The organism is Neomesorhizobium albiziae, from assembly GCF_900114255.1.
In the GTDB taxonomy this organism is placed as follows: Bacteria; Pseudomonadota; Alphaproteobacteria; order Rhizobiales; family Rhizobiaceae; genus Neomesorhizobium; species Neomesorhizobium albiziae.
The window spans coordinates 1-12,261 of record NZ_FOSL01000056.1; the positions used below are offsets into that span (position 1 = coordinate 1).

The 12,261-nt window shown below is 59.4% G+C and carries 12 protein-coding genes and 5 pseudogenes; 8 read left to right on the forward strand and 9 right to left on the reverse strand.

The features are described from left to right. The 4 genes from F3H98_RS29910 to panD form a co-directional block, all read left to right on the forward strand. A partial coding sequence (locus F3H98_RS29910; RefSeq protein WP_149764406.1) for a transposase occupies positions 1 to 343 on the forward strand: 343 nt, incomplete at its 5' end. A gap of 124 nt (positions 344 to 467) precedes the next feature. Continuing rightward, on the forward strand, positions 468 to 1,511 hold the full coding sequence (locus F3H98_RS29915) for an IS110 family RNA-guided transposase (protein WP_149764404.1): 1,044 nt from the start codon (positions 468 to 470) through the stop codon (positions 1,509 to 1,511). A 271-nt stretch (positions 1,512 to 1,782) separates the two neighbouring features. Continuing rightward, complete coding sequence (locus F3H98_RS29920) at positions 1,783 to 2,940, forward strand: IS110 family RNA-guided transposase (RefSeq protein WP_149764402.1); 1,158 nt, start codon at positions 1,783 to 1,785, stop codon at positions 2,938 to 2,940. 1,005 nt (positions 2,941 to 3,945) lie between these two features. Then, positions 3,946 to 4,425, forward strand: a complete 480-nt coding sequence (gene panD / locus F3H98_RS29925) for an aspartate 1-decarboxylase (protein WP_149764548.1) — start codon at positions 3,946 to 3,948, stop codon at positions 4,423 to 4,425. Between the two features lie 392 nt (positions 4,426 to 4,817). On the opposite strand, the gene F3H98_RS29930 is transcribed toward panD, so the two are convergent. Beyond that, a complete protein-coding gene (locus F3H98_RS29930) occupies positions 4,818 to 5,060 on the reverse strand; it encodes a hypothetical protein (RefSeq protein ID WP_149764550.1) in 243 nt (80 codons plus the stop codon). A 113-nt stretch (positions 5,061 to 5,173) separates the two neighbouring features. Here F3H98_RS29930 and F3H98_RS29935 point away from each other — a divergent pair, with 113 nt between their 5' ends. Both F3H98_RS29935 and F3H98_RS29940 read left to right on the forward strand, forming a co-directional pair. Next, positions 5,174 to 5,521 (forward strand): GNAT family N-acetyltransferase, encoded by a 348-nt coding sequence (locus tag F3H98_RS29935; RefSeq protein WP_149764556.1) that lies wholly within the window; start codon positions 5,174 to 5,176, stop codon positions 5,519 to 5,521. 413 nt (positions 5,522 to 5,934) lie between these two features. Next, a pseudogene (locus tag F3H98_RS29940) lies at positions 5,935 to 6,168 on the forward strand (transposase); the annotation flags it as partial. Between the two features lie 27 nt (positions 6,169 to 6,195). Here F3H98_RS29940 and F3H98_RS32730 read toward each other — a convergent pair. Next, positions 6,196 to 6,369, reverse strand: a pseudogene (locus F3H98_RS32730) (transposase); the annotation flags it as partial. A 139-nt stretch (positions 6,370 to 6,508) separates the two neighbouring features. After that, positions 6,509 to 6,691, reverse strand: a pseudogene (locus F3H98_RS31650) (IS21 family transposase); the annotation flags it as partial. 250 nt (positions 6,692 to 6,941) lie between these two features. Between F3H98_RS31650 and F3H98_RS29955 the strand changes: the two are divergent. Beyond that, positions 6,942 to 8,459, forward strand: coding sequence for a DDE-type integrase/transposase/recombinase (locus F3H98_RS29955; protein ID WP_149764552.1), 1,518 nt, complete (start codon positions 6,942 to 6,944; stop codon positions 8,457 to 8,459). An 81-nt stretch (positions 8,460 to 8,540) separates the two neighbouring features. Here the strand turns inward: F3H98_RS29955 and F3H98_RS32195 are convergent, their stop codons facing one another. The 6 genes and pseudogenes from F3H98_RS32195 to F3H98_RS29980 all read right to left on the reverse strand — a co-directional run bounded on the left by F3H98_RS32195 (position 8,541) and on the right by F3H98_RS29980 (position 11,738). Next, positions 8,541 to 9,005 carry a hypothetical protein gene (locus F3H98_RS32195; RefSeq protein ID WP_244622004.1) on the reverse strand — a complete coding sequence of 155 codons (465 nt, stop codon included), beginning with the start codon at positions 9,003 to 9,005 and terminating at the stop codon, positions 8,541 to 8,543. Continuing rightward, on the reverse strand, positions 8,969 to 10,384 hold the full coding sequence (locus tag F3H98_RS29960; RefSeq protein ID WP_244622005.1) for a recombinase family protein: 1,416 nt from the start codon (positions 10,382 to 10,384) through the stop codon (positions 8,969 to 8,971). Before F3H98_RS29960 ends, F3H98_RS32195 begins: the two co-directional genes overlap by 37 nt. Continuing rightward, positions 10,384 to 10,773, reverse strand: coding sequence for a hypothetical protein (locus F3H98_RS29965; protein WP_149764554.1), 390 nt, complete (start codon positions 10,771 to 10,773; stop codon positions 10,384 to 10,386). Before F3H98_RS29965 ends, F3H98_RS29960 begins: the two co-directional genes overlap by 1 nt. A 273-nt stretch (positions 10,774 to 11,046) precedes the next feature. Beyond that, a pseudogene (locus tag F3H98_RS32735) lies at positions 11,047 to 11,269 on the reverse strand (IS110 family transposase); the annotation flags it as partial. Continuing rightward, positions 11,266 to 11,613 (reverse strand): tyrosine-type recombinase/integrase, encoded by a 348-nt coding sequence (locus F3H98_RS29975; protein WP_244622006.1) that lies wholly within the window; start codon positions 11,611 to 11,613, stop codon positions 11,266 to 11,268. The gene F3H98_RS29975 and the pseudogene F3H98_RS32735, both read right to left, overlap by 4 nt. Continuing rightward, on the reverse strand, positions 11,586 to 11,738 hold the full coding sequence (locus F3H98_RS29980) for a hypothetical protein (protein WP_210249733.1): 153 nt from the start codon (positions 11,736 to 11,738) through the stop codon (positions 11,586 to 11,588). The genes F3H98_RS29975 and F3H98_RS29980 overlap by 28 nt, the downstream gene beginning before the upstream one ends. 270 nt (positions 11,739 to 12,008) lie before the next feature. On the opposite strand from F3H98_RS29980, the pseudogene F3H98_RS31505 reads away from it, so the two are divergent. Continuing rightward, a pseudogene (locus tag F3H98_RS31505) lies at positions 12,009 to 12,261 on the forward strand (IS110 family RNA-guided transposase); the annotation flags it as partial.

Here is a 12,261-nt window from a genome sequence, read left to right on the forward strand (position 1 = left end):
CGTCACCGCCATTGAGGAGCCTGAAAACTTCAAGAAGTCCCGCTCTGTTGGCGCCTGGCTTGGCCTGACGACTCGACGCTACCAATCCGGAGAGGTCGACTATGACGGCCACATATCCCGACGCGGCGACCACCATTTGCGCGGGCTTCTCTACGAAGCGGCGTCGGTCATTCTGACGCGTAGCTCAACCGAGAGCACCCTACGCACATGGGGCCTCAAGCTCCGGGAGAGGATCGGCTTCAAACGAGCCGCCGTTGCCGTAGCACGCAAACTGGCGGTGACAATGCATGCGATGCTCAAGACCGGCGAGTTCTTTGATCGGAACGCAGGAGCCACAACATGAAATTTTGCGGATAGCGTTCAAGATCTGAGCGCCTGAGACGTCCCTGTTGGGATGGACGGCTCCCGTTCGGCACCGAATGTGCCAAATTGAGGTCGTTGTAGACATCAAACGAAGGAGGCCGTCCGTGGAACAGATTATCCGCATAGGTATGGATACATCAAAGCATGTCTTTCAGCTGCATGGTGTGAACGCAGCTGAGCAACCGGTGCTGCGCAAGAAATTGCGCCGCAAAGAGATGTTGGAGTTTTTCAGGAAATTGCCCGCGACGGTAATTGCAATCGAAGCCTGTGGTGGCTCCCATCATTGGGCACGTTTACTGAGCACGTTCGGGCACGAAGTGAAGCTGATTGCAGCCCAATTGGTAAAGCCATATGTGAAACGCGGCAAGAACGACGCAGCCGATGCTGAGGCCCTATGCGAGGCTATGAGCCGCCCGACGATGCGCTTTGTACCCGCAAAAAGCGCAGAACAGCAGGCATCGCTGATGCTGATCGGTATGCGCGATCGGTTGGTCCGCAATAAGACACAGCTTGCCAACTCAATCCGCGGTTATGCGGCCGAGTTTGGGCTGACTGCCGCCAAAGGCATGTGCAAGGTGGAGCTTCTGCTCGATCGCATCGCGGCTGATGAGACTTTACCGACCCTCGCGCGCGATCTTTTCGCGATCCACGCCAAGGAATATCAGCAGTTGCAAGAAGAATTGGATGACATCGAGGCGAAATTAATGACTTGGCATCGCGCCGACGAGTGCAGCCGCCGTCTAGCGCAAATCCCTGGTGTCGGCCCGATAGGTGCGTCACTGCTGATGATGAAAACGCCTGGGCCCGAGATGTTCAAATCCGGACGACATTTCTCGGCCTGGATCGGTCTGACACCCAAGGATCATTCCACGGCCGGAAGGGTCCGCCTCGGCGTCATCACACGCGCCGGCGATGAAGCGTTACGAAGCACGCTGGTGCTGGGCGCCACCTCACTTCTTAGACGGGTGCGGGAGGGGCACGGCAGGAATACTTCACCTTGGCTTCTTGAGTTGCTCAAGCGCAAGTCGCCGAAACTGGCCGCAGTGGCACTGGCCAACAAAATCGCCCGCATCGCCTGGAAAATGATGGTGACCGGCGAAGCCTATCGAAAAAATACTGTGCCGGCGGCGTTGGCTTGTGCGGCATAAGGGATCAGTCAGTCACGGCGAGCAGTTCATGAAGCTACCGCGCTGATCTGATGCGTGAACTTGCAAGAAAAGAGCAGATGGCGTGATCGATCGATCCAGGACGCGTGGTACTCCGTTCCCGGCAGTGGCCTTCGTAGGTCGCGTCCCTGTTTGGAACACGCGTCGCGGAACCCATCTTGGCCAGCGTTCGTATGGGAGCGCGACAACAGATCCCATGATTTGCGGCGCAGGCAGATTAGACTGCGCCATCTCAAGCTCTGGAGGCCTGATCATGTCGCAATCATTCAACGGCGCAGAAGTTGTCCAATACGATCGTACGCTCGTGCTGGCTATCGAACTAAGCAACAAAAACTGGGTTTTGGCGGCCCAGGTGCCCGGCCTGCCGCAGACCAAGGCGAAGCGCGCCATTGAGCCAAATAAGCTTGCTCTTCAGTCCGCAATCGATGGCTATTGTGCTCGTGCTGCTGCTGCCGGCCACCTGGTAGATCGGGTGGTTGCGACCTACGAAGCTGGCTGGTCCGGGTTCTGGCTTGCCAGATGGCTGATTGCCAAAGGCGTGGAGGTCCATGTCATCCAGCCTTCCAGCGTTCCCGTCGATCGTCGCATGCGCCGCGCAAAGTCGGACGGGATCGACGCCGAGTTACTCCTGCGTACGCTGCTGGCGTGGCTTCGCGGCGAACCGCGCGTCTGCTCCATGGTACCGATCCCTGACGAAGCCGATGAGGATGCACGGCGCTCTGTCCGCGAACGAACAGAGCTCGTGTCCGAACGCGTCAGCCTTGCCAACCGGATCGGTGCTGTCCTCGCGACGCTCGGCGTCGAGGATTACAACCCGCTCCTGAAAAACCGCCGCCGGCGTCTGGCCGACCTTCGTACCGGTCTGGGTGACCCAATCCCACCTCACGCCCTCGCCAAGATCGAACGGTTGCTGAGCCGGCTGGAGCTCGTTCTCGATCAGATCGCCACGCTGGAACACGACCGCGATGAGGTAGCGGAGGTGCCCGCTTCGGATGATGCCAGTCGGATGATCCAGCAGCTCTGCAGTCTGCGCGGTATAGGGGTGCAGAGTGCCACAATATTGGTCCGCGAGGCCTTCGTCCGTCGCTTCGCCAAGGCCAAAGCGCTCGGATCTTATGCAGGTCTTACTGCGACGCCGTACAACAGTGGTGGGGTGGAACGCGAGCAAGGGATCGGAAAGGCCGGGAACCGGCGGCTTCGAACGGTGATGGTGGAGCTGGCCTGGCTCTGGCAACGCTACCAGCCTGGTGCTGCCCAGGTCGCCTGGTTCCGGGAACGCACCGGCTCTACTGGCCGCCGCGTCCGCAAGGTCATGGTGGTCGCGCTGGCTCGCAAGTTGCTGATCGCTTTGTGGCGCTTTGCCGTCGATGGAGTCGTACCCGAGGGAGCGACCATGAAGCCCGCCGTATAATAATTATCGAGATCGGGCAGCTCTGCGACGGCAAAGCAGCCCGGTGACCGAGGGAACGTCGCCGTTGTCCGGCGTGGTGCTCCAGTGCCGTCTTCACAGAGTGGTGCCGTTCCTTTGGAGCTCTCCCGTCCCGAATGCGGGACAGTGGTTGGGATATCATCCCGCCGGATGTGAGGTTAGCAGGCAGGCCCTGCAGGAAGAGAGCTCACCTCGGATTACAAATGCGAAAACCGTTGACGGGAGAATCATCATGTGAGGCCGGACATATGCACGCAAGCGATACGATCAAATCACCGCTCGACATCTTGCAAGGAGGGAGCCGTGGGCCGAGCCATTCCGCTGATGGGGTTGCACCGCTGACTCAGCAAAGTGCGTCGTCCACATTTGAAGGCTCCTCCCGCGAAGCGCCATCATGCGGCGACCGATGTCGACCGCGAAGACAACCCTGCACCCGGTACACGCGTCTTAGAAGCAAAGATACTTGACCTCACCTCCGCGATTAGACAACCCCGTCTCATATAAGGCAAACCATCCGACACACCCATCTCGCTTTGTCGGGTCCGCGACACGGGCTTGTTGAACTAATCTCTGGTTTGGCCTCAGGCTAAATAGCTGAAATGCGATCACGAAATTCTTTCTCTGGCTCGATGAGCCCAATTGGCACGAGGTTTGCGGTGCTGGTTGCGAGGCTGCGGAACCTGCCGACCGACATTCATGTCGTGCCGACATCGCAATCATCGAGTGAAAGGAACATGTCAGGTCAGCGTCGGATCTTATTCTGGGGGAAAAGGGCAACTGCAGACCGGCAATGCCTCCGCCTCATGACGGGCAACCTCCTCTTGGTGGATATTATGACCACGATCTCCATCGCGATTGCCGATCCCTTCTGGAAGCCACTATTCGACCTATCGCAGCACATCAAAGAATCCCCTGTGGTCCCTGGGACTAAAACACTGCAGTCACTCGTCAGCGCAGTGGTCCATAGCCGAAAAAGGAAACCAGTAGATGAGAAAAATCGTTGCTGCCAAGCTTCATGGCATCACTGTGACCGACGCAGATCTGAACTACCACGGTTCAATAACTCTGGACCCAGATCATTGCGACGAGGCGGGTATTCTTCCGCTGGAATTCGTTGAGATCTGGAATAAGGCTTCAGGCGCGCGAATCAGCACGTACGTCATTTACGGTGAGAGGGGTTCTCGTTGCTGTGTGCTGAACGGAGCCGCTGCTCGCACCTGCCAGATCGGAGATGAGATAATCGTTTGCTCCTCTGCATATATTGAGGAGCATCAGATCGCAGAGATCAAACCGCGAGTGCTGACATTCGACCGGGACAATTCTGTGCGCGACCGCATGTTCTACGATGGTGGGACCAAGGAGGATGGAACGATGACGTTCGCGGTTCGCGAAGGCTCACCTAGCGACGTCGTCCAAAAATCTCGGATCCGGCCAAGCGTTGATAGCTCCCGGGCGGGCAGGGGGTGAACGGGAGGCCCATCGAGTCACGCGATCCTCTTCGTTTCCAAAGCGCAACCATAAGCTGATGCCGCAACTCACTCCGAAAGAAACCTATTATGCAATTGACGCTCATTGATGACGGTCGTTCCGTAGAGCACGACGGGTTGATAGCAATGTCGTTCCCCTTGCCGATGTCCTCAAACAATGGTTCCGATTCGGATTTTTCATTGGCATCCATCTGCTACATCTCCCGATCTGGGGACCCGATTAGGCTCACAGTGGAGGGCAATCGCCTTCCCAAGCACGCCGAGTTCGCAAATCGCGCCGAAAGGCATCCGCTCGCTTCTCTCGCTTACCTACCCAAGAGGGAGGACCTTTTCGTCTTTTCACTTCTTCAGGGGCAGGAAATCCTGTCGAACTCAGACCTGCCACAGCAGGGCAGCTGGTGGTTCCTGGCCGCTATCCGTTGGCTTTAAAGTTTTGACCACCCGGATCGCCTCATCGCCAATCCTGGCCACTGGCAGCAAATCGGAACGCGAACCTGAAAGCCAGAGCAATTCTTCAACGATCTGAACGTCATCGTCCTCGGCGCCGGATTTTGATACGCCCAGCACATCTAGGACGCAGCCGCGCGCGCCATGGCTGCAGGCAAGACGCAACACCTGTCGTGGAAGGGAGACAAATCACAGTGGATACATTCATCGAGATACGAGAACAGCCGGACGATTCAGACCGGCAAGTCATCTTGGACGCTCTAGATGTTTATAACGCAAGGATGGCCGTTCCTTACAATCCCCAGGCTGTTGCAGTTCTCATTAAGGACCCCGGAAACGGCCACACGACAGGCGGCCTTTGGGCAAGGTGCTACTACGACTGGCTGTACATCGAATTGATATTTGTACCGGAGCAATTCCGCGGTCGGAAAATCGGCGCGCGGCTAGTAAGATCTGCAGAGCATTGGGCTCTTCGCCGAGGATGTGTCGGAGTGTGGCTAGACACTTACGAGTTTCAGGCGCCGACGTTTTATCAGTCCCTGGGATATGAGACGTTTGGCCTCCTACCTAACTATCCACGCGGATTCGGACGATATTTCCTTCGGAAGGTATTTCCCGCGAGCACTTAGCATCGTCGGGCATTGGGGCGTTCAACGAATCCGCTCGCGCGGAAGGACGCAGGGCAATACCCTCGGTTGAGGGTGCGGGTGTGCGCCGAAGGCGCCAACGCGCTGATCAATTCGCAGGCATCGGACTGGTCCCCCTTCATCGTGCTCGTCGCGATCCTGATCTCCTGATCGTCTCTCCCAAGGGCTGTTCTGCGCCAGTAATCCCCTCTTTCGCCCGCGCCGCGACCTGCTCGGCATGCCGGTTCCCGAACCGTAGGACGACCCGCTCGAAAAGGACTGTCGCGACCGCTACGAGGACCTTACCGGGCACTCCCTCAGCGGTGCGTTCTGGAGGATTGTGTTGATTTAGTCGGCGTTGATCGGCTGGCGGTGTCGTGATTCCATCCACCTGTTGATTCCGGAGGAATGGGACGATGATGGGATCGCAGGTGGCACCGGCGCAGTTGTTCTACGATTTCTGTCTCGACGATCATGTCCCTGATGACCACCTCCTTCGAAGGATCGACCAGTTCCTCGATCTGGAGAGCGTCCGCACGGAGCTGAAGCCGTTCTACAGCACCATTGGCCGCCGCTCGATCGCTCCCGAGTTGATGATGCGGATGCTGATCATTGGATATTGTATGGGCATTCGGTCCGAGCGACGAATGGCGGGCGGACACTTATAGCGCGACAACACGGAGATGCCGCGCGCTCACTTTGATTACCGCCCCGCCGAGGCGCTCCTTGCCGCCGGTCGAACGCTGGATCGGCGTCAGCCCGATCCAGGCTGCGAAGTCTCGCCCAGAGCGGAACGTCTCCGCCGGTGGAGCCATTGCCTCGGGCGCGGTTGCGATCAACGGCCCTGATCCCACGTCATAATGCCCATCTCGCTACATCATTGAAAGATAAGGGTTTGCTGATCCGGATTTAGTGATGGCGGACGATTGCGGCTCGCCTTGAGGCGTTGGACCAGGTCTTGATCCTCAATGTCCCGTCGTTTGATCACCCAGGGTGCACCTTTGCAATATTGCGCGGCGGCCTGCTCTGCGATGGAAGACGCGCTTCCTTCTCGATGCGGTAAGCTGTCGCCCGGCTGATCGACGCCTTGGCGGCGGAGACCTCGATGGAATTGTTTTGTCGGTACTTCATAAAAAGCCTCGTCTGATGATCGGTTACATGGCGACCCGGCACAAAGGTGATTCTCCATTCTCAGAAAATCACCCACGCTACCGGGCCAACCGCGATCATGAGACGCCGAAAAACGCGCCGCGGCGCGAGTGTAACTCCGGTCGGGCTACGCCCTCCCTTCGTCACACCCCCGCCGCCGAGTCTCATCCTGATTGACGCTGAGTCCGCATTGCGTCGTCTGAATTGCTCCTGAATAGTAAGTCGTTGCCTCATCTGATCTGCTCCCGGCGATGGTGTGGCAGGAGCAGATCAGATGAGGCGTGTAAGCATGGCGACTCGCGATGAATTGGTGGGTGCGGTAAGGCAGCGCTATATTGAGGGCGGCCGTGCGGAAAAGGCGCGGATTCTCGATGAGTTTGTTGCCGTGAGTGGCTTTCACCGCAAGCACGCAATGCGGCTGCTTCGCAACGGTTCGCCGGCGGCTCGTTCGGGACCTCGACCCGAGCGTCGTATTTACGATGATGCCGTTCGTGAAGCGTTGATCGTGCTCTGGGAGGCTTCGGACCGCATCTGCGGCAAGCGTCTGAAGACGTTGGTTCCGATCCTGGTGGAGGCGATGGAGCGTCATGGGCATCTTCATCTAACAGCAGAGATCCGCACCCGGTTATTGGCGATGAGCGCGGCCACGATCGATCGCGCTCTTCGCGAGGTTCGAGACATCGCTGGTGGGCCGAGACGCCGTCGCAGCACAGCGTCCACCGCGCTCCGGCGCAGCGTTCCGATCCGAACCTTCTCCGACTGGCAGGATCCTCCGCCCGGCTTCGTCGAGGCCGACCTGGTGGCGCACAGCGGCCCGACGGCGCGTGGAAGCTTCATACAAACGCTTTGTCTTACTGACATCGCGAGCGGATGGACGGAATGCGCGCCCTTGCTGGTGCGTGAGCAGAAGCTGTTGAGCGAGGTGCTGACGGAATTACGGCGGTTCCTGCCATTCCAGCTTCTCGGGTTCGACACGGACAATGACAGCGTGTTCCTGAACGAGACGATACGCGATTACTGTCTGGATGCCGGCATCGAGTTCACCCGCTGCCGCCCTTACCGCAAGAACGATCAGGCGTTCGTCGAACAGAAGAACGGCGCCGTGGTGCGGCGCATTGTCGGGTATCGTCGGCTGGAGGGGCTTGAAGCCGCTGCGGCCCTTGCACAGCTCTATTCGACGGTTCGGCTGTTCGTGAACTTCTTCCAGCCCTCGTTCAAGCTGGCGGAAAAGGCGCGTGACGGCGCCAGGGTGCGCAAACGTTACCACCTTCCGGCAACACCCTGTCAGCGGCTGATGGGAAATCCGCAGACACCGGCGTCCGTTCGCGCGAAGCTGGCGCAGATCGCAGCGCAGCTGGATCCTGTCAGGCTGCTGAGCGACATGCGAGCCGCACAACAGCGCCTTGTGGCCATAGCCGATCGTTTGTCCACATCAGATTCCGCGGTGTCCGAGCCAGCGCTCGATCAGTTCCTCTCAAGCTTGCGAACCGCGTGGAGGGAGGGCGAAATACGACCTACTGCGAAGCCGAAAACAAAACAGAAGCGGGAACGGCGCCGTCCTGACCCATTTGCAGGGGTCACCCACGAGCTACGTGGCTGGTTTGAAGAAGGGCCGTGGCAAACGAGCCGGGAATTGCTGGCGCGGCTGCAGTCGGAATACCCGGGGAAATATCCCAATCTCCTTCTGCGCACACTGCAACGTCGCGTCAAAATATGGCGAAAGGAAAAGGCTCATGAGATGGTGTTCGGCACAACTTCGTCAGCAGCGGCCTTCCAGGCAATGACAGAGTGACGGGTCGCGACCACGGGGAACATCCAGGTGAGGCAACGGCAGAGTTGCTCGGGAGCACTCCTCGGTGAGGCAATACGAGTCTCACCTTGATTGTCGCCGCGCACGCTCGCCTTCCACATAGACCGCGATGCCGTGCGTATTGCGGAAACTCCGTACACGCGATTGCGTCCACCCATTCTGTCGGCCCGTTCGTTTTCCTTTTCGGTTGAGCATACCGGCAATATCCTTGTCGGGCATCAAGCGCGCGCATGCTCGGATGAGGTCCACCGTTTCGGCCTCGACGGACCAGCGTGTTTGACCCCTCCGGTTCTTCCGCACCGTGAGGCGGGTATGGTCGCCGCCCTGCCAATGCAGCAGCAGTTGGATCTGATCCTCCTCAACGCGCGCCACAACTTCGCGCAACACAACGCGGATGATACGCTTGCGCGTGACTGCGGTGGCTGCTGGGTGATGCCAGGCTGACTCCAGGTCAGCGCCCATCCGCAACAGACGCTGGCGATCCTCGGCACTCAAGGCGGACGGCTGCTGTCGGCCCAGCGCCTCCACTCGTCCTCCAGCTCGCGCACGGCTGCCAGGGCGGCATTCCACCGCCGCTCGAGTTCGGCGGCAACAAGACGATTGTCAGGATCGACGGCGTCATATTGGCGTCGAGCCTTGGCTGCCTCGTATCGCCCTTGCTCGAGTGCCAGCTCGACCTGGCGTCGCTTCTCGCCCGCCGCGTGCTCGCGTTCCGCGACCGCGCGCACCGCCGCTTCGACGCCGAGCGGCTGCAGCAACCGCACGATCTCGGCTCCCACCGCCTGATCGACCCGCAGGGCGCCGAACGCGATGCAAGGATCGGCGCTGGGGTTGGTCCGGACAGCGTCGCAGCTATAGCGGCCAATATCGCCCTTCGTGCCATGGTAGCCGACCAGCAGCCTGCGTCCACAATGGCCGCATCGCAAAAGACCGGCGAGCAAAGCCTCCCCCTTGCGCAGCGCCCCGCGCACCATCATGCCTTTGCCGTTGGCATTGTCGGCGATCAGCCGTTGATTCCTTTCATAGTCGGCCCAGGACAAATAACCATCGTGATGATTGACGAGCAAGACCTCCCACTCGGCACGAGCCTTGCGGAAGCCGCGCACAACGCGCTTGTGACCATCATCAAGAATTGTCCGGCTACCGGTTCGGCCAAAAGCGTAAGCGCCGGCGTAAACAGGGTTGGTAAGGAGATTGCTCACCGTCGCGTAGACCGGAAGCTTCCACAGAATTTGAGGTTGTCCTGCGTTCTTGTAGCTGACGTACGGCAGCGCGATGCGCTCGGCTCGGAGCGACAAAAACACCTGGCGGATGCTTTGCATCTCGGCAAAACGAGCGAACACCAGCCCGATCGCCTCGCGTACACGGAGATCAGGGTCCATCTCGATTTTGTCGCGGCCTATCTTCACGTAGCCGACCGCAACCGAGAAAAAGAGTTCGCCCCGTCGTGCCTTCTGCTTCAAGGCGGCGATCGAACGGGCGCGTAGGAGCGACAGTTCGAGTTCGCTCATCGTGCCCTTCATACCCAGCAGCAGCCGGTCGTTTGGATGGCGCGGCTCATAAACGCCATCCTCATCGACGATCAATGTGCCCACGATGCCGCAAAACGTATGCCAATCGCGCCCGTTGCGCGCCAGACGCGACACCTCGATGGCAAACACAGCGCCAACGCGGCCTTCGCAGATCGCGGCCAGCAGCCGCTCGAAACCTGGACGGTTGACGCCCGAACCCGAGCGGCCGAGATCGTCATCAATGACGGTCACATCGGTCCAGCCAAGGGCGCGGGCGCGATCGGCCAGTCCATATTGACGCAACCGGCTCTCCTGATTGTTGGCAAGCTGGTCGACGGTGGATTGCCGGACGTAGACGAAGGCGCCGCGCGCCGGATGTTCAGGCGCGATCTTCATCACGGGCCTCCCTCGCTGCACGGCTTGCGAGGGTGGTCTCCGTCAGGAGCGCGCTCGCCAAGGGCAATAGCTTGGTCCGCTCGGTTGCGGCCAGCGGCACCGGTGGATCGTCGAGGAGGAAAAGGTCGGGGTGGCGAGAGTTCGGCTGCGGACGTGGCATGCTCGTCTCCTTCGCGACGTGAGTCGTCGCGCAGCAAGCTTAGACAAGCATCGAGCTCAAGACGGAGTTCGCGCAGGTACGCCAGCGAGAGGAGCGGAATCTCCTTCACCGTCATCGCCGCCGCCCGGTCCTCCATCATCCAGATCGGCAGCTGGGCCAGTGTGCCGTCAGGCTGGCGGACGGTCAGCGTTACTTCGTCGCCATGACGCTTGCGCGCTGTGACAATCACCGTATCGCCGCAGCGGGGATGAAAACTGTAACGGATAGTCGCCTCACCCAACTGATAGTGGGCATTATGAAACTGCCTCGCCGATGCCAGGAACGCTCATCAGCCGATGGGCCGTATCGTCAGCCTTGGCCCGCGCCGCAATCTCCGCGTCGAGCGACCTGACCTGTTCCTGCAGGCGGCGTAGCGCTTCGACGAGCATGACAAGGCAACAGCGAGCAGCCTCCGGCACGCCCGAGGCAGGATCCTCGACCTGCGTAATGAGCCGCTCGACGTGCGAGGGGCCCTGCGGCGCAACCAGGCCGAACTCGGACATATGGCCGCGGATCGCGTTGATGAGCTGGGTGCGCTGGCCGACGAGCACATCGCGGGTTCGGAAGATCACAGCCGAGGCCTGCTTCTCCTCGCTCTTCACCGCCACAAAGCGCATCGTCGGCCGTTGCGCGGCCTCGCGGATCGATTCTGCATCAGCGGCATCATTCTTCTGACGCTTTACTAATCGTGAGGTCGCAAGAATGTGAAGGAATGCGTACAGATTGGCTTGTTTGTAACGTTTCCGCTCACATTCCTTCGCATTATTTCAGAGGCTGTCGAGCCAGGCGAGCAAGCTCGCATCCCGTTTCCATGATGGTGGATGAGTTGCCGTTGCCGGGACGGCGACCTGTTCCAGTGCCTTTCGTTTCGTTTCCAGATGGCCTTCGCGTAGTGGTTGGTGGTGTCGAGGCTCACGTGGCCAAGCCAACTGCGGATGACCGTGATGTCGACACCCGCCGAGACGAGGTGAACGGCAGTGGCGTGGCGGAAGCTGTGCGGTGTTACATGCTTCGTTTGAAGCGATGGCACCGCGCAAGATGGTCGAGGAACCCGCGCGCATAAGCGCAGTAGTTCCCTACCACCACCGGGCTGTATTGTTGGCTGGTCAGTACGGCTTCGAGCTCGGTGATCCGTTCACGATCGGATTTCGACATCAATAGCTCCTCTGCTGGTCAAACGACCGCAGAGGTTCGCCGGAAAATAATGCGGAGCAAATCCCTCGACGAACGGCAGAATTGTGCGGATTTCACGCGTTCCTTCACATTCCTGCGACCTCACGATTAGTGAAGATATGCGACAATGGAAGGTGGTGGCTGTTCCCCGATAGGATGGAAATACGGGCTCACGACTGGACGCCGGGCCCACACATCGAATGGAGGTGGCATGAAGGAGGTCGCGCTCACTGGAAGAACGGATCGCTAAAGATGTTGATGGCGATGGAGGGTCAGTCGCACTTCCTGCCTTGCGGCGTACCGTATTGGGGTTTCGAGGCTCTCAATAACGGAGGAAGTGCGACCGTGTCTTACGATTATCATATCGGCGTGGATTACCACAAATCCTATAGCCATCTCGTCGTTCAGGACGGCGGCGGGCGAACACTGCGCTCGGGCCGGGTGAAGAATGACCGGCATTCGATCGCGGCGTTTCTGGACCGCTACAAGGACAATTCTCATGCCG

Excerpts from the sequence above, each read along its gene's own strand:
- panD (WP_149764548.1), top strand. The coding sequence starts at position 3,946 with ATGAGAAAAATCGTTGCTGCCAAGCTTCATGGCATCACTGTGACCGAC.
- F3H98_RS29935 (WP_149764556.1), top strand. The coding sequence starts at position 5,174 with ATGGCCGTTCCTTACAATCCCCAGGCTGTTGCAGTTCTCATTAAGGAC.
- F3H98_RS29955 (WP_149764552.1), top strand. The coding sequence starts at position 6,942 with ATGAGGCGTGTAAGCATGGCGACTCGCGATGAATTGGTGGGTGCGGTA.
- F3H98_RS29960 (WP_244622005.1), bottom strand. The coding sequence starts at position 10,384 with ATGAAGATCGCGCCTGAACATCCGGCGCGCGGCGCCTTCGTCTACGTC.
- F3H98_RS29920 (WP_149764402.1), top strand. The coding sequence starts at position 1,783 with ATGTCGCAATCATTCAACGGCGCAGAAGTTGTCCAATACGATCGTACG.
- F3H98_RS29980 (WP_210249733.1), bottom strand. The coding sequence starts at position 11,738 with ATGTCGAAATCCGATCGTGAACGGATCACCGAGCTCGAAGCCGTACTG.